This is a genomic window from Microcystis protocystis FBCC-A270, from assembly GCF_050500235.1.
Taxonomy (GTDB): Bacteria; Cyanobacteriota; Cyanobacteriia; order Cyanobacteriales; family Microcystaceae; genus Microcystis; species Microcystis ichthyoblabe_A.
In genome coordinates, this window is record NZ_CP191407.1 from 3,620,357 (window position 1) to 3,646,356 (window position 26,000).

The 26,000-nt window shown below is 43.3% G+C and carries 23 protein-coding genes; 11 read left to right on the forward strand and 12 right to left on the reverse strand.

From position 1 onward, the window contains the following. Nucleotides 1–84 precede the first annotated feature (84 nt). From ACQY1X_RS17590 to ACQY1X_RS17605, 4 genes are all read right to left on the reverse strand, one after another. The gene (locus ACQY1X_RS17590; protein ID WP_430013238.1) at nucleotides 85–1,353 is read right to left on the reverse strand and encodes a glycosyltransferase; all 1,269 of its coding nucleotides are present in this window, start codon (nucleotides 1,351–1,353) and stop codon (nucleotides 85–87) included. Beyond that, nucleotides 1,353–3,095 (reverse strand): ABC transporter substrate-binding protein, encoded by a 1,743-nt coding sequence (locus tag ACQY1X_RS17595; RefSeq protein ID WP_103112413.1) that lies wholly within the window; start codon nucleotides 3,093–3,095, stop codon nucleotides 1,353–1,355. The genes ACQY1X_RS17590 and ACQY1X_RS17595 overlap by 1 nt, the downstream gene beginning before the upstream one ends. A gap of 199 nt (nucleotides 3,096–3,294) precedes the next feature. Further along, the gene (locus tag ACQY1X_RS17600; protein WP_002755096.1) at nucleotides 3,295–4,434 is read right to left on the reverse strand and encodes a citrate synthase; all 1,140 of its coding nucleotides are present in this window, start codon (nucleotides 4,432–4,434) and stop codon (nucleotides 3,295–3,297) included. Nucleotides 4,435–4,694: 260 nt separating this feature from the next. Beyond that, the gene (locus ACQY1X_RS17605; RefSeq protein ID WP_430013239.1) at nucleotides 4,695–5,411 is read right to left on the reverse strand and encodes a Uma2 family endonuclease; all 717 of its coding nucleotides are present in this window, start codon (nucleotides 5,409–5,411) and stop codon (nucleotides 4,695–4,697) included. A gap of 878 nt (nucleotides 5,412–6,289) precedes the next feature. Here ACQY1X_RS17605 and ACQY1X_RS17610 point away from each other — a divergent pair. From ACQY1X_RS17610 to ACQY1X_RS17620, 3 genes are all read left to right on the forward strand, one after another. Further along, nucleotides 6,290–6,511, forward strand: coding sequence for a hypothetical protein (locus tag ACQY1X_RS17610; RefSeq protein WP_430014951.1), 222 nt, complete (start codon nucleotides 6,290–6,292; stop codon nucleotides 6,509–6,511). Further along, entirely contained in the window at nucleotides 6,504–6,887 is a 384-nt protein-coding gene (locus tag ACQY1X_RS17615) for a hypothetical protein (RefSeq protein ID WP_430014952.1), read from the forward strand. The genes ACQY1X_RS17610 and ACQY1X_RS17615 overlap by 8 nt, the downstream gene beginning before the upstream one ends. A gap of 187 nt (nucleotides 6,888–7,074) precedes the next feature. Further along, nucleotides 7,075–7,329 (forward strand): hypothetical protein, encoded by a 255-nt coding sequence (locus ACQY1X_RS17620; protein ID WP_123230405.1) that lies wholly within the window; start codon nucleotides 7,075–7,077, stop codon nucleotides 7,327–7,329. A 270-nt stretch (nucleotides 7,330–7,599) separates the two neighbouring features. On the opposite strand, the gene ACQY1X_RS17625 is transcribed toward ACQY1X_RS17620, so the two are convergent. Both ACQY1X_RS17625 and ACQY1X_RS17630 read right to left on the reverse strand, forming a co-directional pair. Then, nucleotides 7,600–9,177: a TRAP transporter substrate-binding protein gene (locus ACQY1X_RS17625; protein ID WP_002737884.1), complete on the reverse strand. Its 1,578-nt coding sequence runs from the start codon at nucleotides 9,175–9,177 to the stop codon at nucleotides 7,600–7,602. A 360-nt stretch (nucleotides 9,178–9,537) separates the two neighbouring features. Beyond that, nucleotides 9,538–10,533, reverse strand: coding sequence for an L-lactate dehydrogenase (locus tag ACQY1X_RS17630; protein ID WP_287637410.1), 996 nt, complete (start codon nucleotides 10,531–10,533; stop codon nucleotides 9,538–9,540). A 235-nt stretch (nucleotides 10,534–10,768) separates the two neighbouring features. Here ACQY1X_RS17630 and ACQY1X_RS17635 point away from each other — a divergent pair, with 235 nt between their 5' ends. After that, entirely contained in the window at nucleotides 10,769–11,110 is a 342-nt protein-coding gene (locus ACQY1X_RS17635) for a DUF952 domain-containing protein (protein WP_002736818.1), read from the forward strand. Here ACQY1X_RS17635 and ACQY1X_RS17640 read toward each other — a convergent pair. Both ACQY1X_RS17640 and cofG read right to left on the reverse strand, forming a co-directional pair. Next, the gene (locus ACQY1X_RS17640; RefSeq protein WP_430014953.1) at nucleotides 11,087–12,400 is read right to left on the reverse strand and encodes a cytosine deaminase; all 1,314 of its coding nucleotides are present in this window, start codon (nucleotides 12,398–12,400) and stop codon (nucleotides 11,087–11,089) included. The genes ACQY1X_RS17635 and ACQY1X_RS17640 overlap by 24 nt on opposite strands. Nucleotides 12,401–12,587: 187 nt before the next feature. Beyond that, entirely contained in the window at nucleotides 12,588–13,475 is an 888-nt protein-coding gene (cofG, locus tag ACQY1X_RS17645; protein ID WP_002773761.1) for a 7,8-didemethyl-8-hydroxy-5-deazariboflavin synthase subunit CofG, read from the reverse strand. Nucleotides 13,476–13,587: 112 nt separating this feature from the next. Between cofG and ACQY1X_RS17650 the strand changes: the two genes are divergently transcribed. After that, the gene (locus tag ACQY1X_RS17650; protein WP_002737025.1) at nucleotides 13,588–15,252 is read left to right on the forward strand and encodes a transglutaminase domain-containing protein; all 1,665 of its coding nucleotides are present in this window, start codon (nucleotides 13,588–13,590) and stop codon (nucleotides 15,250–15,252) included. On the opposite strand, the gene ACQY1X_RS17655 is transcribed toward ACQY1X_RS17650, so the two are convergent. The 3 genes from ACQY1X_RS17655 to ACQY1X_RS17665 form a co-directional block, all read right to left on the reverse strand. Continuing rightward, the gene (locus ACQY1X_RS17655; protein ID WP_002736422.1) at nucleotides 15,249–15,515 is read right to left on the reverse strand and encodes a hypothetical protein; all 267 of its coding nucleotides are present in this window, start codon (nucleotides 15,513–15,515) and stop codon (nucleotides 15,249–15,251) included. The genes ACQY1X_RS17650 and ACQY1X_RS17655 overlap by 4 nt on opposite strands. A 204-nt stretch (nucleotides 15,516–15,719) precedes the next feature. After that, complete coding sequence (locus tag ACQY1X_RS17660) at nucleotides 15,720–16,307, reverse strand: hypothetical protein (protein WP_002738075.1); 588 nt, start codon at nucleotides 16,305–16,307, stop codon at nucleotides 15,720–15,722. Beyond that, the gene (locus ACQY1X_RS17665; RefSeq protein WP_002736556.1) at nucleotides 16,297–16,569 is read right to left on the reverse strand and encodes a hypothetical protein; all 273 of its coding nucleotides are present in this window, start codon (nucleotides 16,567–16,569) and stop codon (nucleotides 16,297–16,299) included. The genes ACQY1X_RS17660 and ACQY1X_RS17665 overlap by 11 nt, the downstream gene beginning before the upstream one ends. Nucleotides 16,570–16,865: 296 nt before the next feature. Between ACQY1X_RS17665 and ACQY1X_RS17670 the strand changes: the two genes are divergently transcribed. From ACQY1X_RS17670 to ACQY1X_RS17690, 5 genes are all read left to right on the forward strand, one after another. Beyond that, nucleotides 16,866–17,576 (forward strand): sirohydrochlorin chelatase, encoded by a 711-nt coding sequence (locus ACQY1X_RS17670; RefSeq protein WP_002737106.1) that lies wholly within the window; start codon nucleotides 16,866–16,868, stop codon nucleotides 17,574–17,576. Further along, nucleotides 17,573–18,037 (forward strand): 2-amino-4-hydroxy-6-hydroxymethyldihydropteridine diphosphokinase, encoded by a 465-nt coding sequence (folK, locus tag ACQY1X_RS17675; RefSeq protein ID WP_430015745.1) that lies wholly within the window; start codon nucleotides 17,573–17,575, stop codon nucleotides 18,035–18,037. Before ACQY1X_RS17670 ends, folK begins: the two co-directional genes overlap by 4 nt. 157 nt (nucleotides 18,038–18,194) lie before the next feature. Then, nucleotides 18,195–19,559 (forward strand): GTP-binding protein, encoded by a 1,365-nt coding sequence (locus ACQY1X_RS17680; RefSeq protein WP_002736290.1) that lies wholly within the window; start codon nucleotides 18,195–18,197, stop codon nucleotides 19,557–19,559. Between the two features lie 139 nt (nucleotides 19,560–19,698). Next, nucleotides 19,699–20,220: a hypothetical protein gene (locus tag ACQY1X_RS17685; RefSeq protein WP_271939591.1), complete on the forward strand. Its 522-nt coding sequence runs from the start codon at nucleotides 19,699–19,701 to the stop codon at nucleotides 20,218–20,220. A gap of 178 nt (nucleotides 20,221–20,398) precedes the next feature. After that, nucleotides 20,399–22,252, forward strand: a complete 1,854-nt coding sequence (locus ACQY1X_RS17690; protein WP_002738069.1) for a peptidoglycan D,D-transpeptidase FtsI family protein — start codon at nucleotides 20,399–20,401, stop codon at nucleotides 22,250–22,252. A gap of 1,057 nt (nucleotides 22,253–23,309) precedes the next feature. Here ACQY1X_RS17690 and ACQY1X_RS17695 read toward each other — a convergent pair. Beyond that, complete coding sequence (locus tag ACQY1X_RS17695) at nucleotides 23,310–24,065, reverse strand: PEP-CTERM sorting domain-containing protein (protein ID WP_430013244.1); 756 nt, start codon at nucleotides 24,063–24,065, stop codon at nucleotides 23,310–23,312. A gap of 743 nt (nucleotides 24,066–24,808) precedes the next feature. Between ACQY1X_RS17695 and ACQY1X_RS17700 the strand changes: the two genes are divergently transcribed. Further along, nucleotides 24,809–25,978 carry a PQQ-dependent sugar dehydrogenase gene (locus ACQY1X_RS17700; RefSeq protein WP_430013245.1) on the forward strand — a complete coding sequence of 390 codons (1,170 nt, stop codon included), beginning with the start codon at nucleotides 24,809–24,811 and terminating at the stop codon, nucleotides 25,976–25,978. The last annotated feature ends 22 nt before the right edge of the window (nucleotides 25,979–26,000 follow it).

Genomic DNA, 26,000 nt, shown 5'->3' on the forward strand with positions numbered 1-26,000 from the left:
ACGGCGGCAGACACTATCGGTTATGATGCAGACAGTTGGTCACACCCTGTCCCCAGGAAAAACTTTTTCAGCAGACCCTAGCTATTATACCGATAGGACGGGTTGGCTGGTAGAAATGGCTTTTTCGACGATATCGGCGGCCATTTTCACCCCTCCAGTCTTCTGTAGTGCTTTTTGCATTCTCAGGGCATTTTCTCGGTAACTGGGGACGGATAAGACCTTTTCAATCGCCTTTCGTAAACGGGGAACTTCTAGACGGGAAATCGGAATCACTTCCCCTGTCCCCGACCATTTTATCCGAGCAGATACCCCCGGTTGGTCGTTAGTGATGGGAATGGCCACCATCGGTACAGCTTGGGCAAGGGATTCTAGGGTAGTATTTAAGCCTGCGTGGGTGATAGTAAGAGAGGCTCTGGTTAAAAGCTCTAATTGGGGAGCGTAGGGAACAACTAGGGCGTTTTTGGTGGTTATTTGAATGTTAGAGTCGGTATTGCCCAAGGATAAAACTAATTGTACCGGCAAATCGGCACAGGCTTCGGCGATCGCATTAAAGGCCGATTGTAGGCGATTTTGAATTGTACCGAGGGAAGCATAAATCAAGGGTTGTCCGGTTAATTTTTCGTAGGGAAAAGGAATCGTTTTTCTGGTGGAGGAATCGTGAAAGGGACCCGTAAAGTGAAAGTGAGCGGGTAAATTTGACCGAGGAAACTCGAATTCGGCAGGTTGTTGGCTAATTTGGGCGATGGGTGAATAGCGTTGATTGATGTTTTGATAGGGAATTAACCCCCATTCTTGACGTTGCCGGTTGATTAACTCATTCAGAGGACGAGTCAGAGAGTCAAGGAGTTTATAGCCAAGTTTATTGCGAATAACCCCGATAAATGAGGGATTATAGTCCCAAGTAGTCATAAAGGGCGGAATAAGCGGGTCACGATTTAAAACCAATGCCCCAGCAAAACTGACAAAGGGAATAGCTAATTTTTCTGCGATTGTACCCCCTGAGGGGGAGACTTGATCGACAATTAGGGCATCAATTCCCAAGCGACGCATCTCTTGAGGGATAGTTTCAAAGAGGGCAGCGGTAGAATTAGTCACTGATTGTACCGTGCGACGGACGGCGGCTGTTCCCCGTAATTGACCAATTTCGGCTAAATTTTTGGCTGATGTGCCTTTCGGATATTTGTCGGGTGCAATTGCCTGAAAATCTAACCCGGCTGCTTGCACCATTTCTTCACCATCAAGAGTTAGAAAACAGGTAACTTTATGACCGCGTTTTTGTAATTCTTTTCCTAAAGGTAGGAGAGGATTAATATGTCCAGAAGCGGTGGGACAAAGAATGCCAAAATGAGTCATTAAACACCTCCACAGGTTTTCTTTAATTCTTCTAGATTCCAGAATGCTCCACCCAAGGCGGAGAATTGTATTCCTTCAAAGCAGTTACGCACAGCCCCCAAAGCGAGGGGATTAACTAGATAAATAAACGGGACGTATTCCTGTTGAAGTTGTTGAATTTCATTATAGATAACTTTGCGCTTCTCAAAGTCTAATTCTTGGGAACCTTTGACGTATAAATCGGCGATTTTTTTCTCCCAATCCGCCGCTTGCCAGCCTTGAATCGGCGGGCTGCCGGGTTGAGGTTGTTGGTTAAAAGCGTGGAGATTTCCATCTACATACCAAATATTAGGGGCGTGGGGTTCGTTATCACCAGTAAAACCTAAAATATGTGCTTCCCAATCTAGACTATTACTTAGTTTATCAACTAAATTGCTAAAAGCGATCGCTTGAAAATCCACTTGAATTCCTATTGCGGCTAAATCATTTTTAATTTGCGCCCCAATAGCTTCCCGGATTTTGTTACCTGCATTAGTAATCAGGTTAAATCTAACGGGATTATTATCGGCATCGACTAAAAGATTATCACTATTATACTTAAATCCCGCCTCTAATAATAATTCTTTGGCTTTTTCGGGATTATAATCGTAACCTTTCAGGGTTTTATCGTAAAAAGGCGATTGGATAGAAAGAAAAGAATTTTGTTCTTGTCCTAACCCTCGATAAATATCATCAATCATTCTTTGACGATTAATGCCGTAGGCAATAGCTTGACGGAAATTTAAGTTATTAAACCACCTGGATTTAATTGGCTCTACTAGGGGTTTTCCGTCGCGTTTGCCTTGGTTGAGATTAAAACCGATAAATTGGGTTCCGTAGGCAGGTCCGCCGTTAAAAATAGTGAAATTTCCTCTTTCTTCTTCGGTTTTTAAGAGGGAGAAAAATTCGGGAGTTACCCCAATAGAATCTAAACTTCCCGAACGAAATTGTAGTAAAGTTGTGTCCTGTGATTCAACAATTGCCCAAATTACTGAAGTTATATGGGGTAATTGTTGTCCACGGTCATCTTTTTTCCAATAGTAAGGGTTATTCTCAAAAATAATCCTTTGTCCCGTGATATATTCTTTTAGTTTATAAGCACCATTAAAAACAATTTTATCGGGAGGAGTATCTAACCCCCAAGTGGAGAGAAATTCTAACCTACCATCGGGGCTTTTTTTCTGAATAGTTTTTTCTAAAGCGTGTTTAGGTAAAATCGGTGAACTGACAGCATCTAAAAAAGGAGCAAAAGGTTCGGGTAGTTTAAATTCGATTCGGCGATTATCTAGTTTAGTGATAACTGGAAATTCTTTTTTTAATCCTATTCTTAAACTATCGCGGTAGTTGTTGGGAATATCAGGATTTAGATATAAATCTTTATAGGTAAAAACCACATCATCAACGGTTAAGGGTTGACCATCCGACCATTTTAAACCCTCTCTCATAGTAAAAATAATGTTCAAATTATCATCGGAAATTGTCCAAGATTCTGCTAAGACTGGTTCTTTTTTGCCAGTAATGGGATTTTCTGTTAATAGTCCTTCGTAGGTTAAACCAAAAATATTCGGGGATTCGGCCGATAAAACAGCATTAAAGGTTTTTGGGTCACTTAATACCGATATGACCACTTGATTGCGTCTAACTTGATTACCACAAGCAGTTAGGGAAATCAGCAATAAACAAGAAATTAAAAATACCGTTAATCTGCGCCAAAATTTCACCATAATCTTTAATATTTTTCTGTCCGACTATCTAGAAGTAAAGACCTTGTCTTGCTATATACACCGAAACTGACCAAGCTGAAAGCCGATGGACTGTTTCCTTGTCCCATCAATATAACAGGAAATGAGACAAAAAATCTCGCCTAGGAAAGATTGACAAAGGCGAGAAACCGTGTTTCCATTCAAAAATGGGAGATAAAATCTAAGAACGTTGTTCGATCGGTGTATAGGGGACTTCGTGTTGTCCGGTGTAGATTTGGGTAGGACGGAAAATGCGGTTAGCATTTAATTGTTCTTTCCAGTGGGCCAACCAACCGGCCACCCGGGAGATGGCAAAAATCGGGGTAAATAAATCACTGGGGATGCCTAATTTCCGATAGACCAATCCCGAATAGAAATCCACATTAGCATAGATACCTTTTTCGCCGTAGATATCCACCACTGCTTGTTCTAATTCTAGGGCTATATCGTAGTATTCATCGGAACCTAATTCCGCGAATAATTGTTCGGCAAGGTTTTGTAAAATCGTCGCCCGGGGATCCTTAACTTTATATACCCGGTGTCCAAAACCCATAACTTTTTGTTTATTGGCGATACATTTTTCCACATAGGGACGAACATTAGCCACCGAACCGATTTCCTCTAACATTAACAATACTTCCTCGTTTGCCCCACCGTGGAGGGGGCCGGCGAGAGTTCCCACTGCTGAAGCGATGACACCGTAGGGGTCGGTTAAAGTGGAAGCCGTCACCATGGCCGAAAAAGTCGAGGCATTCATGGTATGTTCGGCGTGGAGAGTCAAACAGACATCGAAAACTTTCGCCGCTAAATCCGTCGGTCGTTTTTCCGTCAACATATAGAGGAAATTGGCCGCATAATCAAGACTATCGTTGGGCTGAATGGGGTGATTACCTTTGCGAATTAATTGAAACGCCGCCACCATAGTCGGGATTTTCGCTAATAGCCGGACTACTGCCTGACGGATATAGTCGGGATTATCCAGGGCCCGCCTGGCATAGTATAAACCCAAAGCCGCCGCCGAAGTTTGTAGCGCATCCATGGGATGGCCTTTTTCGGGGAAGCATTTCATCATGTCTTCGATACGGTACTTGATGCGTCGATGATAACGGATTTCATCGGCAAATTCTTCCAGTTCCGCCCCCGTGGGCAGAGCACCCCAGATAAGGAGATAGGCGGTTTCGAGGAAGGTACTTTTTTCGGCGAGTTCCTCAATCCGAATGCCCCGATACTCCAAGATTCCCTTTTGCCCATCCACAAAGCTGATACTGGACTGGGCGGCGGGAATTCCTTCTAAACCTGGACGATATTCACAAACTGTCATAGTTCTACCTTTCCGTGGCGAAGATTAAGCCCTAACGCTAACTTACTTGATCTTTCCACCCTTACCGAAATTTTATAGAAATTCTTCGGTTCTGCCTCTCCTGTTCAGGATTGGGGAGAATTGGACGGAAATTAATCCTATTTAGCGATTGCTTCGTCGATTTAGTCAGCCCTGCCCTAGCGCATTTTTTCTGGGCTTACCGTTCCGACTCTAGCTAGTGGACTTGATATTTATCTACTTTCATTGTAGCGATAATTTTTTTAAGTTTCTTCGGGATTAATATTTAACTCCCGCAGTTTTGCCGCCAATCGTTCGGCCCGTTGCCGTTCCGCTTCAGCCCGTTGACTTTCCGCTTCAGCCCGTTGTCGTTCCGTTTCGGCCCGTTGTCGTTCCGTTTCGGCCCTTTGTCGTTCTTGGTTGTAACTGGTGAAAAGTTGACCATCGGGATAATACAAGAGTAACTCTGGTTGGGCTAATTGAAAACGAATGCCCAAGCGAGGACTGACCCAATTATCGAGATTTTCCAGACTTTCGAGCCGATTTTCCCGACGAATACAGCCACCCAAATCATTTTTATCGGGATTATAAATGTAGTATTCTTCCACACCATAACGGTCATAAAACAGTAGTTTTCTGGTCATTTCCGTTTGGGTATTACCCAGAGAGAGAATTTCAAAAACCACTTGTGGGGGGATATTGTTCTCTTTCCACTGTTGATAGGAACCTCTTTCGCCTTTTGGTCTGCCGAAAGCTACCATCACATCGGGTGCTTGTCGAGTCTTATTATCTCCCTCCACGGGATACCAGAGTAAATCACCGGCGACAAAAACATCGGCATCATTGGCAAATAACCAGTCTAAATTCGCTTTAATCGTCGTAATCCAGCGAAATTGTCTTGTATTGTCGGCCATCGGTTTACCATCGCTATCGGGATAGACGATTGTGGTTTTCGGGCTGTCGTCGAGTTGTCTAACCATTGCTTAACCCTAGAATTTCGTCTTTGCTTCCTTAATAGTATAACTTTACTATAAAAAATCGGAGCAAATATTTAGGGATGGTGATGGTCTTAAATGCTGTTTAAAAAGTATCGGGGAGTGGGGAGTGGAGAGTGGGTTTTGAAAGTTCGATTGGGAGTTTTATCATCTTATACTTTACAATACCAATTCTCCAAAGTCTGACTACAGAAGTTTAATCCCCCCAAATCCCCCTTAAAAAGGGGAACTTAAAGGGGGATTTAAATTCGATGTGTAGTTTTCATTTAGAGAAATGGTATAAAAACCTTTTCGGCAAACGTTAGGACAGATGAACTTCTTTCTTGCCTTTGATGTCTGTTTTTACAGATACGGGCTCTTCTAGGTTCTGTGTGATAAGTTTAACTTACTATATGATCGATCGATCTTTGTGTCCTTTGTGTCTTTGTGGTTCGTTCCACCCCCTCGCTAGGAGGAATGTATCTTAGAATACATTTTACCCACCAAACCTGGGAGAGCCAGATACGACTTAGCATTTGAGATTAGTCAAAAATAGTTTGACTAGAGAAAAAAGAGGTGTGTTAGATTTCATTAACTACCAGAGCGGCGTACTGCTACGCAGTGCCTTCGGCATCGCAATAGAGGAAATGCGATCGCAATAAATCCTCATCTGGCCAGAGACTTAATTGATTGACAAAAATCGCCCTTTATAACCCCGTCCATGGCCTAACACAAACCGAAGAACTATAAAGATTAGATTGAACATTTCTGGGATTTCTGTCTAACAGCAAAGTTAGCCTGCTTTTGGGGCAGGGATTAGCGCAAAGGTGGTGTTATACTCAGACAAAGTGCAGAAAGTCAAAATCCGTAACTTTCTTGAATCCATGCTGACAACTACTCAATTTGCGCCCCTGCTAAAGCAATTGTCTTACTCCGATAAGCTCTTATTACTTAACTTTCTTGTAGCCGAGTTGCTCAAGGATTCTGGTATTGTACCGATGTCTATTGAAGATGATCTCTCTAGACAAGGTTTACATGACTCTTTTGAGGCTGCCGCCATTCTTGCTCAAGCATTAAAAGAGAAACAAGAATTGACTCATGGCTAATAAGGTAAGATTTGCTTTCACCGAGGTAGATTCTAGTCTTGGGGCATTAAGTGCGCTTCCTTATTTACCATTGACATTAACTTATCAAAGTCAATCCTTGAATGTTTCGGGTCTCTTGGATACTGGCTCTAGTGTTAATGTGTTGCCCTATGAAATGGGTTTAGCTTTAGGTGCAGTCTGGGAAAACCAAAGGCTATCTCTGCCATTAGGAGGTAATTTAGCTAGATTTGAAGCTGGTGCATTGGTTGTTAAAGCTACTGTTGAGCAATTCCCCACCGTAGATTTAGCCTTTGCTTGGACACAAGATAAATATGCGCCGCTAATACTAGGACAGATGAACTTCTTTCTTGCCTTTGATGTCTGTTTTTACAGATAAGACTTAGCATTCGAGATTAGTCAAAAATAGTTTGACTGGAGAAAAAAGAGGTGTGTTAGATTTCATTAACAACCAGAGCGGCGATCGCAGTTTCACCTCAAGCGATCGCCCTATGAAAAGAGATTAATTTGTCTAAAGATTTGCTAAACTGAGGACAATAATCGCTTATTTTCAAGGTGTTAACTAAATGTGGTGGCAAAGTTCTCGGTTAGACCGTATTGAAGCCAGTCTAGAGGCAAGTCAGCAGCGAATAGAGCGAATAGAAAGCAATATTGACAGATTAGCAGAAATCAGTGAGGCAACGAATCGGCGTATTGATCGGTTTGTGGAAGCTACTGCTCAACAAATGGAGGAATCTAAGGCTCGTATTGACCAACTGCAACAAGGGATGGAACAGCTTCAAGGTGCAGTTGGCTATTTTTTAAGTCAGGACGGTAACTAACGATCGCCTTTTCAAAAATCAAAAAACCCCGTTAGCTTACAATAACTTGCTTCAATGAATGAACATGGTGCTACGGCTAGAGAAAAAAAGAGGTGCGTTACATTTCATTAACACACTCTACCAAAGCGGCGTACTACCAGAGCGGCGATCGCTAAAGGAGATATCCTCAATTATCGCTTACCCAATCAAGGTCAAGCAGCATTCAAGACTGTGAATTTACATTATCCGAAAGACCAAAAACCAGACCAACCACACTACTAATTAAACCACCTACTGCACTACCATATTTATGGGTTGATTTAAACGAGACATTATTTTAGTTAAGTCGGATAAATCATCCCAACTTCTCATTTGTGTTTTAAATCCTTCCCACTCATCATGTACTTCCTTAAACTGCGGATTCGCATCATACAGTTTAAGAAGTTCCTCTGTGTTAGCTTGAGCTACCTGTAGAACCTCATCGGGAAATGGTAGGATTTTGATATTTCCTGAACTTTCTAACTTCCTTATATCTCCAAGCGTCCGAGCGTTTCTTCGATCATATTCGGATAATATCTTTGTGTAGGTTTCATGGCAAACAGCCTCAAATATTCTTTGATACTCTGGGGGCAAATTTTCCCAAGCATCTTTGTTGACTTGCACATCAAAAGTTGTGCTTGGTTCCCACCATCCAGGATAGTAGTAGTATTTAGCTCCTGCTTTATGCAAATTTAACTGAAAGTCATCGTGCGGTCCAATCCATTCAGCAGCTTGTATAGTGCCTTTTTCAAGCTCGGTAGATATTTCTCCTATTGAGAGTGCTTTTCCAAAAATCTTTTTATCTGTCTTGATACCGAAATAATCTGATAATACATCTGCTCCCAATCCAGGAATACGCATAGTTAACCCATTGAAGTCTGCAACTGTATTAATCTCTTTCTTAAACCAACCTCCCATCTGTCCCCCTGTCGCTCCTGCTGGAAAAGGAATTACATTCAAACCTATTTCTCTGTAAAGACTTTGTATATAAGTTAGCTGGTCGTTAGGATCTTTTTTATATGAGAGCCAAGCAGTTTGTTCTTGAGGACTCAACCCGAAAGGAACAGCACAACCAAAGTAGAGGGGTCTATATTTTTCTTGTTCATAATAAATTCCACTAAATCCGCATTGAATATCGTCTCCCGCACTTACTTTTTGTAATATTTCCTCTGTTAGTATGTTTCCAGTTTTATCAACTTCGATAATAAATTGACCGTTGGTTATTGCTTTAATACGTTCACTAATCATTAATGGAGCGTCAAAAAGAATTACTTTGTTCTTTGTGCTTTCTCCTAAAAAGCTAACCATCTTCCATCGAACAGATGGTTGATATTGACGAGCAAACCAACCAGCCGTCCCAGTCGCAATGGCTGTAGCCGTTCCGATAGCTGCATACACAACAGTTCTACGGCTTACAGGTATAGGTTGTTTCGGTTGTTTAACCGGTGGTGGAGCTTCTCCATTTTCTGTAGCAATATTGACTGCAAGTGCTTTAAATCTGCCACCAGTAGTTGCAATTGTTTTAATATCGCTATCGTCTTCAGGAGTATTATTTACAATTGCTTCTAATAGCAAGGATAGCTCTTTTTCTTTATCTTCACCTATAGATTTACTAATGCTTTTGGGAAAATTTCTAGCATATTCCTGAAGTTCGCCCCACCTGCCATGATAGGGGTTGCCATTTCTAAGTTCCTGTTCAATACCCAGAAGGCAATCCCCTACTTGCTCAAAATACTTTATAACCCGTTTTCGATCTTCATCCTCAGATTGCTTCAAGCGATCGCTGACTTCAAATAATTTGGTTACAATTTCAACTAATTCTCCTAGCATTTCTGTATCTCAATATACTTTTTGCACAATTCTGCCGACTGTATAACACTGCTGAGAGTAAAGATAATTGGAAACTTTCAGCATATCACACCATTTTAGCGCCATCGCCGGAACTTTTCCCCATATCATAACCAAAAGCGTATTAGCCAGAGCATATCCCTAACAAGAAGCTGAAATAAAATAGACTTTTCGGGAAGTCTAGCACTAATTGCTTCAGTCCACCCCACAATTACCTAATTTTCGGGGAAAAAGTGCCAAAATTTTGCCTTTGATCGCTCTTATGTTCGGCACTTTTTGAGGGCAAAAAAATCTAAAAATCTTACCCAACAATGTTTTTAGATTTATTCAGCCAACCCTAAGTTAAATTTTGAGTTGATCGATTAAATCGCGCATGATTTTGGCCGAATTATGTAACTGTTGGGTTTCTCTGGGACTGAGAGCAAGATTCAGGGTTTTAATCACTCCTTTCTCGTTAACCACCGAGGGAATACTTAAACACACATCTTTGAGACCGTATTGACCATCGAGGAGAGTGCTAATAGTCAGAATTCTTTCTTGGGAACGTAAAATCGCTTTAACGATATCTGTGGTAGCTAAACCGATCGCATAGCTAGTATAACCCTTGCGTTTGATAATTTCATAGGCGGCGTTTTTAACCTGAAGAAAAATTTCTGTTAAGCTTTCTTGGTCGGTTGCGCTTAAATCCTGCCAATCTCCTTCTAGTAACCTTGCTCCTCCGATATTGGCCGAACTCCAGACAGCAAGCTCACTATCCCCGTGTTCACCGATAATATAAGCGTGGACGTTACGCGCATCTACATGGAGTTGGGTGGATAAAAGAGAGCGTAAACGGCCAGAATCTAGCACCGTACCCGAACCAATCACCCTAGAAGGCGGAAAATGGGTGATTTTCAAGGTAACATAGGTCATGATATCGACAGGATTACTCACCACCAAAATCAAAGCACTGGGGCAGTAAACAGCCACATCCTCCAGAATACGGCGAAAAATCGCCACATTTCGCTCAAGGAGATGTAATCTGGTTTCTCCCTCTTTTTGGGCGGCCCCGGCAGTAATAATCACCACATCGGCATTTTGTCCCACATCGGCCACGGTTCCCATTTTCAAGTCTGTGGGTTCAATAAAAGGCATTCCGTGCCTTAAATCCATCACTTCCCCTTCGACTTTATCCGTGGCGATATCTTGCAGAATTAATTCATCAAAACAGTCTTGAATTAACATCGAGTAAGCGCAGGCCATCCCCACCTGACCAACACCGATAATTACCCCCTTGCGAGGACGCAGAGGTGCGGGTTTTTCAGCGTAGGGATTGGGAGTAAATATTTTATCTAGCATAGATTTTTGCAGTTATTGCCTCGGTAAGCTCATTTTAAGGGGAAAAGGTTAATATCAGGTAAAAAGAGACTATCAAGAGATTTTGAGGCCGTTATCGGCAATTTTGTTCTGGTCAGTGGTCGGACAAATTTCTTGTCTTTATTCCCTGACCCCTAGTTTAAGAGAATTGAGGGACGCTGACAGCTTCAGGCTATATCCTAAAATTAGGAATAAGGTAACAGTAGGAGGCGAACCGATGATCTATCACATCACTACAGAAAGAGGTTGGCAAATAGCTCGTGAAATGGGGGAATATCGGGCGTATTCCCTAAAAAATGAGGGATTTATCCATTGCTCCACCTTAGAACAAATTCCGAAAGTTGTGGACGCTTTTTATCAAAATCAGCCAGACTTGCTGGTTTTAGCCATTTCTCTCGAACAATTGCAGGCCCCGGTCAAATGGGAGCAGCCCCAACATCCTAACCCAGAAAATGCCACTTTAGAGCTAGAAAAAGAGACCTTTCCCCATATTTACGGTGCTATCAACCTAGAATCGGTGGTTTTTGTCAAACCCTTACAGGAGTTGCTCAATTCCTAGAACTAAATCATCTAACTCTTGGTAATCGGGGAGAGTAGTATCGATGCTCAACCCGCGCCGAATCACAAGGCGATCCCACTGTGGTCGCGATAATAGCTCGCTAAAGTATCGCGCCTTGAAAATTAACAAATTTGCCTCTAGACCCGTCTTAATGCGCCCTAAATGGGGCAATCCGAGCAGATTTGCTGGGGTGAGGGTGACACTATTTACCCAGTCAGCGTAGGGTGTGTCGAGATGGGCAATCCGCACCGCTTGGGTAAAGACTTCTAAACCATCGTGATCCCCAAAACCATAAAAGGGATCGCGACAGTTATCACTGGCAAAAGCCACCGGAATTCCCGCTTTTTTCATCTCTTTTATCTTAGTTGTTCCGCGCCAAAAAGGGGTTTTTTCCTCTTGACGATCCTGTAGGTAGAGATTGCACATCGGCAAGCTAACGATAGCAATACCCGCATTTTTGACTAAATTTAGGGTTTCTTGGATTATTTCAGGGGATTGTACCGCTAAACTGCAACAGTGACCACAGATGATTTGTCCGTCAAATTGCTCTTTGATAGCAGTACGGGCGATCGCTGCTAAACAGGTGGAATCGGGGTCGCCGTTTTCATCCAGATGAAAATCGAGATTTAAGCCCCTTTCTTGGGCTAATTTGAAGGTAATATCAATTTGTGCCTGTAAATCGGGATTTGTGTAGGCTACTCCCCCTAATATGCCCCCAAATTCGGCAATTTTATCGGCTAAGGCCGCTCCCTCGGAGGTTTGATAGTAGTCAAGGGAAACTAGAGAAACCGCTTGCAGGGTGATTTTACCGGCCCATTGTCGTTGCAATTCTCCCAAAGCGGTTAAGCTAATCTGTGCCTGTTGACCAAAAGAGTCGATATGGGTGCGAATAGCGGCGGTTCCGTGGGCATAACTGCATTTAACGCCGAATTCCATGCGACGATACACATCCTCTAAGCGCCACTCCCGTCGGGAATCCTCTAGGGCCATTTTTAAGGCACTGTCAAAAGTGCCATCATGGTTAGGACAACGATGCCAACTATGACCTTTATCGAGATGGGTGTGCATATCGACAAAGCAAGGAAAAACAATCTTTTTTTTGAGGTCAATAACGGGAATATTATCTTCGGGGGGGATGGTTGAGGTGATGCGATTAATGTTACCGTCATTAATTTCCAGATTAACTAAGGTTAATCCCTCGGCGGTTTGGGGAGAAAACCCCTCATTTTCTAGCAGGGAAACGGGAATATGAGCATTTTTGAGCCAGTAGCGCTCGCTTGAGGGAATCATAAGACCTCTGGTAAAAATCAAAAATTGTTGTTAGGGTTAGGAGTCGGTCGTCAGGCGCTAGGAGTCGGTCGTCGGTCGTCGGTCGTCAGGAGAATTAAGAATGAATAATAATCAATTATGCGGTATTAAGTAAGGCGTGTTAAATGGCATTAACAGTGCTATCTTTTCCCTGATTACTGGTCACTGATTACTGATAAACCGGCAGACGCGGCTTTAATTCCCAGCCATAAACTGCTAAAAATTCCTTTAATTTATCGGGGTGTAAATGGAGGTAATCGGGATTAACTTCATCGATCAGGCCAATACCGCCTAAATCCCGCGCTCCTGCCGCTAAACAATCCAAGAGAAAAAGAGGATCAGGGACTAGATTCGGGGGAATTTGAATGACAATATCTGGGGGCAAAATTTCCCTAGCTTGTCTAACCAGATCGGGTAATTTTTGCAGATCAAAAGGGTTATTTTGCCACTGTTCTCTTTTACCCGGATTGTAGGGTTGTAGGATCACTTCTTGAATATGTCCCCAACGTTGATGAATAGTGGCAATAGTTTCTAAGGTCACTAAGCGATCGTATTCTGTTTCACCAATTCCTAATAATAAACCCGTGGTAAAAGGAATTCCTAATTCTCCCGCCCATTGTAACTGTTCTAAACGCAGGGATGGCACTTTACTGGGGGCATGACGATGGACAGTATCTAATAAAGTCACCGTCATTTGTTCTAACATTATGCCCATAGATAGATTGACATTTTTCAGGTTTTCCATCTCAGCAAAAGTTAAAATCCCCGCATTGGTATGGGGATAAAAACCCATATTTAAAGCCAATTCTCCCAAATTATAAATATGCCGAAACCATAACTCTCGATTGGCTGCTAAAGGATGAACTTCGCCGCTAAGAATTAAAATTTCCGTAATTTCCGAACCCTGCAAAGCAGTTAAAATCTCTTTGGCTTTTTCCAAACTTAACCAGCCATCAGTGCCTAAATCCCTGCGAAAATTACAATAACTGCAACGATTGAAACACTCGTAGGTAGGTACAAGGGTATGAGAGGGACTATAGGTGACAATTCTTGACATTTTTTTCGGGATTGCAGTTCATTACGAGCATTCAAGGGCGAGAAAATTTGCTATCGTGGGGAGAATTGCTGTTTTATTCACCTAAAAACGCTCTCCCTTTTCGTTTCCTCCTATGATTTTCGATCCTGCCAGTCTTCCCTCCCATCGTCAAACGATTCGTCCGATTAGCGCCACGGCTCTGCACGGAATTGTATTTCAAGATGACAAATTAATCGCTATCGACGCAAAAAACGGCTATTTATACCAAATTGCCCTCGATACTGGTCATACAAGCGTACTTAATTCCCATCGCTGGCAGGAATTCGTCGGGACGACGGGATTGGCAATCGATGATCAAAATAACCTCTGGTTTACTACTCGCGAAAATCTCTACTGCTGCACTCTCGAAGATTTTACCCCGAAATTTTTTACCCGTCTTCCCTACACCGCTAACGGAGTCGCCGTAACTGGTAACACAATTTATGTCACTTGTCAACGTTCTGGACAAATCTTTATATTTGATCGCCAATCGGGACAGGAAATTACTCGTTTATACGCGCCTGGTATCGGCATCGAAAATATCACCATTCGCGGGGAAGAACTTTGGTTAACGGATACCCTAGAACAAACGGTTTACTGTCTTGATCGCGCCACGGGAGAACAGCTTTTTAGCATGATAACTCCTTTTGAATCGCCGACGGGATTAGCATTTTATCGCGATGCTAACAGTGGCAAGGATATATTATATGTGGCCTATGCTTTCCAAGAACCCTGTATCCGCGATAATCCCAATTCTGAACAAGTTCACGAACTTAGTTATCGTCCGCGTACTTTTGTCCATCCTCTATATTTTCACTACGATCCCGCTAAAAAATACACCCTTTCTAACGGTTATCTGATTGAATTATCCTACGTCGAGGAATTAGAACCCCTCTATAATATCGAACTCAAAAATGTGGAATGGCGCATCGCTTTACCCTTAGAAACACCGCGGCAAAAAATTCGCAGCGTCGAAGCGGTGGGATTGCCTTTTATTGAAGAAATTCAGGACGGGCAGCGGGTAGCAGTATTTAAGTTCGAGCAAATAACCGGCAAACAACGTCATATTTTTGGTTGGAAAGTCGTATTAGAAGTATGGGGTATTAAATACCAAATTACCCCCCAAGATTGCGAAGATTTACCCACCTTACCCGCCGATTTTCCCGATCGCTATTTGATCGATAATGATGATCTGGCCATGAGTACAGAAATTATCCTCAATGCTGCCGAAGAAGCGACCGGTCGGGAAACCAATCTGCTCCGAAAAGTTTATAGTATTCGTAATTACGTCTATGATCAGCTTTCCTACGGTATCAAACCCAACATCGACACCCCTGATATTGCCCTGCGGCGCGGAGTCGGTTCCTGTGGGGAATATGTGGGTTTATTATTGGCTTTGTGTCGTCTCAATGGTATTGCTTGTCGCACGGTAGGACGTTATAAATGCCCACCCCATCCCCTCGAACGTAATTTACCCCTCGAACCAGATTACAATCACGTCTGGATGGAATTTTATCTTCCCTCTATCGGTTGGGTTCCCATGGAGTCCAATCCCGATGATATTTTTGAAGGCGGTCCCTATCCCAATCGTTTCTTTATGGGTTTAGCTTGGTATCACACGGAAATTGCCAAAGATATCCCCTTTGAACGAATGCTCAGTGAAGGACAACCGGTGTTAAAAACCCAAGTTCCCATCGGCGATTTAGCGATTAATCACGTTCAATTCATCATTCTTGAGGAATTAGCCCCAAAAGACTAGAATTCTGACCCATCATCTAGGATGCCCATTTCTCTATCTCTGGCTTCTTTGAGTTCTTTGACCATTTGTAAACCCGCACCCACACAGAAGCCCAGGGCTGCCCCGGCACCGGCAAAATAACGTCTATAGATGATTTGATAGTTATAGGGATTTCTATAGTTGACTTGGCTGGGATTGCGTTCAATGCGGCTAATGCCATAACCGATACCAGCACCAACTAAAGCCGTTACTAGGCCTGAAAATAGAACTAGACGAAGGTTCATGATCTTATCTCCCGATAGACTCTGACTTTAGATTATCGCTGAAAATTAGTTAATGGCAAGCTATCGCAATAATTCGTTATCAAGTGAACCAAATCGCCCACAAAGCTAGAACTGTGGATAGGAAACCATAGGATTTATCGAATCGCCAAAAAACCAATCTTTCCCTATAGGTAGTTATTGGTAAAAGTTAAGGTGATTTATCTATTACCAGACTTTTTTTACTCCTGTAGGTAAACCAACTCGCATAAAAAATCTAGCGAAAGCTTGAGATAAATGTTCACGATAGGGAGGACGTAAACGAAGTCGAGGTTGCTGTTTATTTTGCAAGAAGGATTCCAAAAAAGTCCTCGGTAAAGTGTACACATCATGAAAATCAACTATTCGATGAGTTAATTTTAGGTTGCCGATTTCCCCTTCGTTGAGCATAGAAAGATTCCATATATAACCATTTTTAATATCATCACAATATCTCCCCCACGCCTTGGCCGTAGGATTTTGTTTCATATTGTTCATTGTCTGTTCCCAATATTCTTGATATTGACTGAGAGCAAAGTGAGGGGAAAGGATGACATTATTGACTTTCTTGTTTTCTAAGTCGCAGCCTTGGGTGATAACAACCAGATCAATCTCAGCTACTTCCACTAAGGATCGAAGGGTTTCAATTTCTGTTTGATTGCTTACCTCAACAGATTTAGAAGCCCAACGAACCACAGGACAATTAAGAATAATATCCCCTTGGGTTAACTCAACATTTGCATCTACCGCCTCATACCAAAGGTCATTAGTTATCATCTTCGATTCGAGACTTATCAATTATAACACAAGGTTTCCAAGTGGATTTTTCCTGAGATTTAATGTTTACTTCTTCGGAAAATAAGATTTTCGGTTGATGAGAAACTACAAAAACTCCCCGACAATCCAGTTCATCATCATCATCTTCTGCTGCGTCTATCCGGCAAGATTCTGATGATAAAACTGTAGGTAATTTTACCACTTCTATTAGGGGTGGTTGTTCGTAGGAGGGTAATTGTTTACTGTCTGTTTCCACTTTCACGTTAACTGCCTCGTTGACTAAGTTGGGCGATTAATTAGGTTATACCTCAATATCTAGGCTAACTCAAGCCGGCGGGCCGATTTGCTCACACTTTACATCGCGTAAAATGGTAGCACTTCCCACCAATGGGGACGTTTTCCCGCTTACCAGCTAAATCGAGAATATCAGGGGCATTTATGCCTAAAGGGAGAGAAAATGTATTAGGCTAAAAACTAAACTATTTTGGCAAGATTTCTTTGAAGACCTCCTCAGCCTATTTATTGGTTTTCCACGGTAGTCGCGATCCGCGTCCAGCCATGGCGGTGACGCAATTAGCAGCCTTAGTTCAAGAAAAAATCAGTCAACCCGCCGAAAGATTAGGGAGTAAATCGGAGTTTAGCCCATCTCTAGCGGTTCTAGAAGCAGATAATCGGGTATTAGTCGGGACTGCCGCCCTAGAATTAGCGATAACACCGCTCCATCAACAAATAGAAGCTTTTGCCCAACAAGCACAAAGCCAAGGATGTAACCGGTTGCAGATTATCCCCCTGTTTCTCCTGTCGGGGGTTCACGTTAAAGAAGATATTCCCGCGGCCGTGGCCAAAGTGCGATCGCCGATCAAGCTAGAGTTAAAGCCCCATTTAGGCAGTTATCAGGGCATAAAATCGCTGTTATCCCGACAATTTGCTGATTTAAGCCCCCAAGACCGCATTTTACTATCCCACGGTAGTCGTCGCTCCGGGGGTAATCGGGAAGTGGAGAATCTAGCGGCGTTTTTTGGAGCAATTACAGCCTATTGGTCGATAGAACCGAGTTTATCCCAACAAATCGAGAGTTTAATCGCTCAAGGTAGCCAAAAAATCGCTATACTGCCCTATTTCCTCTTTGCTGGTGGAATTACGGATGCGATCGAAGCCCAAGTTTTTGAACTATCACAAAAGCATCCAAATGTCAATATATTTTTAGGTAAATCTTTAGGGGCGACGGGGGAATTAGCCGAGATTATTGTTGAGGAAGGATGTGGATGAAGCGAGCAGCGATCGCTCTGGGCAGTAATTTAGGAGATTCAGCGACAATTTTAGGGCAAGCTTTAGGGGAATTAGAGCGAGTCAAAGGAATTAAACTAGAAGCTCATTCCCAATGGTATCAAACCGCGGCCGTCGGGCTGCCTCAGCCCGATTATCTCAACGGTGGCGCCATTGTGCAAGTGGATTTATCGCCCCTAGATTTACTGCATAAATTATTAGAAATCGAGCAGTTATTCGGGAGAGTCCGACGGGAAAGATGGGGACCGCGTACCCTCGATTTAGACTTAATATTTTATGATGACCTGATCTTAGAAACACCCGAATTACAGATACCCCATCCCCGCTGCCGAGAAAGGGCCTTTGTGCTGCTTCCCCTGGCAGAAATTGCCCCCGATTGGCGAGATCCCGTAACCGGAAAAACTATCCTTCAGCTATTGGGTCAATTGGGATTGGCGGAGTAGGATGTTAGGTGTTAGGGTTTTAGTGGAAAACTTCGCTAATTTCTTTTCACTGATTACTGAAAAGTCTTCCCCTGGCCCCAGATAACCTCATCTCAGTTACCGCCCCGAAACTCTACAATAAAGGCAGCAGCATCAATAAACAGTTAAAAAATCAACCGTGACCAAGACCCCATCCCTCGAGGAAACTCATTACAATCAGGCTAAGGCTAGTTTACAACAGGCCTTAACTTGGTATGCCAGTTTTCGCCGCCATTGGAATTATCCCCCCGATCCCCAACTTCAGGCCGCCGTTAAACAGGATTTGCAGTCCTTAAAATCGGCCTTGGATAAACTGGATGAAACGGTGATTCGGGTGGCGGCCTTCGGGTTAGTCAGTCGCGGTAAATCCTCGGTGGTAAACGCTTTAGTCGGTCAAAAAGTCCTGACAACTGGACCCCTGCACGGGGTGACACGCTGGCCGCGATCGGTGCGTTGGACACCAGCCACGGGTAAAATTCAGATAGAATTAATCGATACCCCCGGATTGGATGAGATTGAAGGGGAAGCGCGGGCGAATATGGCCAGGGAAGTCGCTAAAAGTGCCGATTTGATTTTATTTATCGTCGCCGGGGATATTACCCGCACCGAATACGAGGCCTTAGAAGAATTGCGCCAGGCGAAAAAACCGATTATTTTGGTGTTTAATAAGATTGATCTCTATCCAGAAGCTGATCGCCGTCAGATTTTTCAGCAGTTACAGAGATTAGGAACCAATCGAGACGAAAAAACGTTAGAAGATTTGTTAACTAGCGATGAGATAGTTATGGTAGCCGCCGAACCGCAACCGATTCCCGTCCGGGTGGAATACCCCGATGGGAGCGTGGTGACTGAGTGGGAAACCCCTCCCCCCCAAATTGAGGAGCTGCAAGATAAACTCTTAACGATTTTAAATCGGGAAGGGCGATCGCTGCTGGCCTTAAATGCTTTAGTGCAGGGGCAAGAAGCGGAGGAAAATATCGCTAGAAAAACCCTGGAACTCCGGGACAGTCAAGCGGAGGAAATTATCTGGCAATACGCAAAATATAAGGCTTTAGCGATTGCGGCCAATCCGATCGCTATTTTAGACCTACTAGGGGCTTCAATCGTCGATTTGACTCTAGTTCGGGCTTTAGCTCGTTTGTACGGCCTGCCAATTACCAGTCACCAAGCTGGTCAACTCTGGCGGACTCTACTTTTGAGCAGTGGGGGGTTGCTGGTGGGGGAAATCCTCAGCACTGTGATTATCGGTTTGGGCAAAACGGCAGCGGCAGCGGCGAGTATTTTTGAAAATCCCACCTCTTTAACTCTCTACGGTAGCACCGCTCTCCTACAGGGAGCAATTGCTGCTTATGGAACCTATATCATCGGGAAAGCCGCTAAAATCTATCTAGAACGCGGTTGTAGTTGGGGGGCATCTGGACCGAGTACGGTGATTAATCAAATTCTCGCTCAAGTTCATCCGCAAACTATCTTATATCGTTTACGTCTAGAGCTAGAACAGTGATTTTAAGGTAAAAAGAAAAAAGGAAAAAAGGCGACAGTGATCAATTAAATATTTCCGACTGACTACTGATGACCGACTCCTAATTTTAGAAACTTAATTTTTGACAACGACCACTAGCTAGAAATGTTGAGAGAAAATCATGTCTGCTGCCCATAATTCTTATATTCCCCTTCCCGTTTCTCGCCCAAAAAGCCAAGGCAGTCAGCCTCGTCCCCAGTCAGCAGTAAATCAGACGACCCCAACATTAAAACCGACGACTAAATCGGTGGTGAGAGTTCCCGTGGCCCCAACACAAAAACAATTAGCCTCGCGTCAATTACGTTTCCTTTGCCTCCTAGAAAGAATAGTAGCTGTGATTACTTTTTGTCTGTTGGGTTCGACTCTGGGAATATATGCTTGGACGGTATATATTCCCAAGGTTTGGGACAAAGAATTTGGTAAACTGGAAACACTGCAACGTCACGAGCGCAATCTTTTGGCTACCAATGAAACCCTTAAACATCAACTAGCTGAACAAGCAGAAAAACCCGAAACCGGATTAACTCATCCCCAACCCTTCCAAACTATCTTTTTACAGCGTAAATCTGCTCCTAACCTGAAACAGTATCCCGCTTCTCAATCCCAATCTACCGTCAATTCTCAACCCAGAAGTGCCTATTAACAGTTATCAGTTATCAGTTATCAGTGGGTAAGTTAAAAGTTATCAGATGTGAGTTTTTAAGTGTGCAGTATTAAATAGAAGTTTCCTACTGTCTTTTTACCGATCACTGATTACTATTTACTGATCACTGTTTACTGATAACTGATCACTGTTTACTGATAACTGAAAGATACTGCTCATGACTGACACAAAAAGACCCCAATTTAGAAGCAAAGAAACTCGATCGCCCTCGGGCAGGATTCGGGACAGAAAGTCCTATTTAAACGACAAAAAAAGGCAACAACAGTCAAAAAAAATGCCTGTGAGTAACGGGCGATTGATGGCGGTGTGGTTGGTTTTAGTCATGGGTATTGTGGGTTTAGCTTGGCGCTTGTACCAATTGCAAATAGTACAAGCACAGGAATTACAAAAAAGAGCCAGACAACAGCAAACTACCAGTATTAGACCCTATATTCCCCGGCGGGCGATCGTCGATAGTAATGGTAATGTTTTAGCGACTGATCGCTTGATTTATACTCTTTATGTACACCCAAAACTGTTTGCTATTCCCCCGGCAGAAGTGGCTGATAAATTAGCTCCTTTATTAAATATTCCTACTAATCAACTGATTCAAAGATTTAAAGAAAAAGAAACAGGAATTCGTTTAGCCAATCAATTAACCGAATCCGTGGCTAGGGGCTTAAAACAATTATCTCTTGATGGTGTAGAATTAGAGGAAAAATACGCTCGTTATTATCCCCAAGACGATGTGGCAGCCGACGTGATTGGCTATGTAGATAAAGAACATCGTGGCCAGGCAGGATTAGAGAGAGGTTCCAGTCAGTTATTAGAAAGAGATCCTTTTTCTGTCAATACAAGACGCATGGGAGACGGGCGAATTTTACCGGCTTTTGTTCCCGATGGTATCTTTCAATTTGATGAATTACAGTTAGAAGTAACCCTCGATTTAAAACTACAAAGAGCAGCCCGGACGGCCCTACGAGAACAGCTAAAAAAATTTAATGCTAAACGAGGAGCTGTCATCGTCATGGACTCCCTTGATGGTTCTCTTTTAGCCCTAGTTTGTGAGCCAACTTTTAACCCCAATGAATACTATAAAGCCAATGTGGCTCTATTTAAAAATTGGACCGTAGCCGATCAGTACGAACCGGGGTCAACTTTTAAACCAATTATTATCGCCCTGGCCATGGAAGCAGGGGCAGTTAAAGCTAATACGGTAGTCAATGATCCGGGGGCGATTACTGTCGGTCCCTGGACGATTAAAAATGCCTCTAAACAGGGTAATGGGGCGCTAGATATGGCCCAAGTTCTGCAAACCTCTAGTAACGTGGCTATGGTGCAAATTGCCCAAAAAATGAGGCGAGTTGATTTCTATAAAAGTTTATTAGGATTGAAAATAAATCAAAGGGTTGGTGTAGATTTACCCGGAGAAGTGGCAGGATATCTCAAACCCGAACCAGAATTTCTGGATAATGCCATTGAATCGGCCACCGCTTCCTTTGGTCAAGGTTTATCCCTAACGCCTTTAAAATTAGTACAATTGCACGGTGCGCTGGCCAATGGTGGCACCCTGGTGACTCCCCATGTGATCAAAGGATTAGCCGACGACCGCGGCCGTTTGCACTGGCGGCCCGATTATCCCAGCAAAAAAGTCTTTTCTCCCACCGTGGCCCGGCAAGTGGTGGAAATGATGGAAACCGTCGTTAGCAAGGGGACGGGGGTAGCAGCCCAAATCCCTGGTTATCGCATCGGAGGTAAAACGGGAACCGCACAAAAAGCTAGTCCGACGGGGGGTTATCTACCTAACGCCAAAATTACCAGTTTTGTGGCGATTTTACCGATCGAATCGCCCCGTTATGTGGTTTTGGTGGTGGTGGATGAACCCAAGGGTGCGAATACTTTTGGCTCCACTGTGGCCGCTCCCGTGGCAAAAACGGTGATGAATACGCTCATTTCCCTCAAAGGTATCCCCCCCACCTACAAGGTCGTTCCGGCGGGTTCTGCGACCAATAAACCCCCGCGGCACGATTAATTTAAGTCTTGAGGAGAAAAGCCGCTAAATTGTCCGGTAACTCCCATTCTAAATAGGGTCTGCTGAAAAAGTTTTTCGTGGGTGTGGGGTGTAGGGTTTTACCGATTTTGAGGTAGTCAGTTATCTAATTTGGTTCTTCGGTTTGTGTTATGCAATGGACGGGGGTTATAAGGGATGAAACCCTTATAGAAACAGACATTACCGCAATTTTTGTCAATTGTTTGCGATCTGGAGCGAACTAATCAATTAAGTCTCTTGCCAGATAAGGATTTAGTCGATTTATGCCCCCCTATCGAACCATACCAAGTAACGAAGAACCTCTAATTTTCAGGGAAAAAGTGCCTAATTCTCCCCCCCGATCCCTCCCATATCTGGCACTTTTTGATTTCAAAAAAGCCTAAAGATATTATCCAACAAGGTTTTTAGATTTATTCAGCAAACCCTAAATAGGGTTTAACTATTTTGGGTGTTGCCGATTTCAGAGCCAATGGGAGAGTCGGTGGTCGGTCAAAGAGACACGCTCTCACGCGGTAAACAGCCTAAACTCTGGCCAGTATTGGAGCGGGTGTAGGGGTTCCAAGTTCCTAACTCCCGGGAGGAAGGACCACAAAGATAAGAGCACTCTAAATCGCTCAATACCCCGCAGAGCTGCGAACTGTAACTCGACTTTTTCAAGATAAGAGAATCGAGCAATTATTGGGAGAAGAAATAAAAACCGATTATATCATCATTGATATAATCGGGAGAGTCATGGATGACTTCAGAATTGTTGAATGATAGCTTCATAAAGTAAAAAAGCGACTGTCATATCACATTCCAGTCACATCTAACTTAATAATTGCTATTGTCATGATGCTAAACTCCTTTGGGAGGATTGTCAAAACAATCTTAAGAAGTTTGAGAGGGTTAGGGATAGCTCTCCAGAAGATTTAGTGGGGGAATCAGTGGCCGGAAAGCTTCATACCCCTAATTCGGTTAAATTAAGTACCTAAGCAAAATTAATTACAAATCTAAGCCGTCTCCCGTCCTGACTAGGAAATTAATTTTGCACGACTACTTATTGTTTTTGTCGTAACTTTGAAGCGATTCCCAACAGTCCGAAACCTAGCAATCCTAATATAGCGGAAGGTTCGGGAATGTCGGGAGTAGCGTCAAGGGTTATATTATCGAAACCTACCTGGGATCCATTTGAGGTCAGAACAATTCTTAAGTCCCCGGTCGGAAGAGTGCCGATACCTGCAGTGGTATAGCTAAAGCTGACATCTGCGAAGTCTCCAAGATTGGGAATAATATCATTCTTAGAGGCTAGAAGGTTAGCTCCGGCGTAAAGTTGGATATTGTATAAGCCCGAAAAGGTACTGACGATTCTTCTGCGTCCCACAGACGCGCTCAAAGTATATTTCGTGTCCGCTTGCAAAGTTGTTCCGGTAAGTGTCTGGGAGATAGTTCCCCCGTTACTGTAGGCTATTTGATTTCCATTAGGAGCCCCAACCCCTGGATTGTAAAAAGTGTTATTAAGGACAGTACCATTGGTGAAAGCAAAATTCTGAGCTTGGAATGGATTAAGAAGCCCCGCCAGCGCCGAACCTGTTGGGGTTACCACCCAGCCAGTGATGGTATTATCGTTGGTAAACCCCTGTGGGGCAGTGATGATCGGGGCTTCAAAGCTGTTATTCGCTACGGTAAGAAGTGCAGCCTTAACTTGCCCCTGCGGAACAATTACCAAAAAAGAAGATGCGATCGCTATCTTGAATAATCCTAGCTTATTGCTGCCAGCAAAAGACATTAATTTCGCTAATATTTTTTGAGTCATAATGTTGACACTCCAAAGGAAAAATCGGAAATTACTCTCGGCTCATCATAGCAACACCTCAAACTTTTAGCAACACCAAACAGTAGGGTGAGAGCATCTCAAAAGCTATTGACAATTGGCCAATTTTGTGATCCGCTTGCTGTGTGGGCATTTCAGGTGATACCAGTCAATCAGAGTAGTCACGAAATCCTCACATTTGGTCAATTTTTGCTTAACAATTGAGATGGCCAATTCTCCTCAAATATGCCTGAATCGCTCTCTGGGTAAGCAACTCAGATAAAGTTCATTTTGTTAAGGACTGTTAAGATGCGCTTACCCTGCACCCAACAATGATTGATAAGAGTCAATTTTGACTTTCTGTCTAATCTGCCTTTCTTCCTTGTTGTGACTCGCTTATAAGTTTTTGGGGATGTCTATTGATTGACCATAGAAATACTTAAGAATACTAATAGATTGAACGTTTAGGCTCCACACCCATGAGATTATACTAGAAACAAGCCATAGCCTGTGAAGAATAATGTTCCAAGAACTCGAAGCCATATTTGATGGGACAGTGCTTGAACCTGATGTTCCCTTAGAGCTAACGGTGGGTACGAGGGTAGGAATTCTTGTGGAGAGCGCATTGCCCAATCAAGTCAAACCGCCTAAAACGTTTCTTAAAACTGCCCGGTTTCTAAAATTGTAGGGTGAACCTGATTAGTCGGGGAAAATTGACCAATATTTGTCTGGGGAGTTACCAACTAATGCTTACTTCTCTTAATCGCATTTTCTCGCCTATAGTATCTGGCGTTTTGCTTACCATAATTATCTCCAGTTGTCAAGGTGCAAATGTATTAACTTCGGCGAATAATTCCCAGACCAATCAATGGCAAAAAGTGACCGTAATCGAGGGTTTAGAGCATCCTTGGTCGATGGTTTGGCTACCTAACGGGGAAATCCTGATCACAGAGCGTCCAGGTCGTTTAAGGGTGGTTAGAGAGGGCAAATTGCATCCAAAAGCCATCGCTGGAGTTCCCGAAGTTTTTGCCGTTGGACAAGGAGGACTGCTCGATGTGGCAATTCATCCCCAATTTGCCCAAAATCGCTGGATTTATCTAACTTATGCCCACGGAGACCAGGAGGCTAATCGTACCCGCGTCGCTCGTGCGGTTTATGATGGTGCAAGTTTGCGAGATCTGCGGGTTATTTTTGAAGTTTCCCAGACAAAAACCGGCTCTCAACACTTCGGTTCGCGGTTATTATGGCTACCAGATGGCACTTTATTGGTAGCAATTGGGGACGGGGGTAATCCTCCCCTACAATTAGCGGGAGATTTAATTAGAAAACAGGCACAAAATCGGCAAAGTCATTTAGGTAAAATTATCCGCATCAATGACGATGGTTCTATACCGAAAGATAATCCTTTTGGGGGTTCTAAAATTTGGAGTTATGGTCATCGGAATATTCAAGGAATCAGCTTTGATCCGATGACTAAAAGAGTCTGGGCAACCGAACACGGAGCGAAAGGAGGGGATGAATTAAATTTAATTGAAAAAGGTAAAAATTACGGTTGGCCAGTGGTTTCTGCCAGTCAAGAGTACGGCACTAATAACCCAGTTTCCCGCGAAGAATCTCGACTAGGTCTGATCAATCCGAAAACAATTTGGACACCTGCGATCGCTCCTTCGGGATTGGTCTTTTATACCGGTAATCGCTTTCCTAATTGGCAGGGAAATTTATTCGCCGGTGGTTTAGTTTCCAGGGATATTCGCCGTCTGTCAGTGGATAAATCGGGTGAAATTATCAATCAAGAAGCGATTCCCATCGGTCAGAGGGTGCGGGATGTGCGTCAAAGTCCCGACGGATTTTTATACCTGCTCACCGATGAAGGTAACGGTCAATTAATTCGCCTTGAACCGCCATCTAATTTGTAAAAGTTCACAGAAATTATTATGG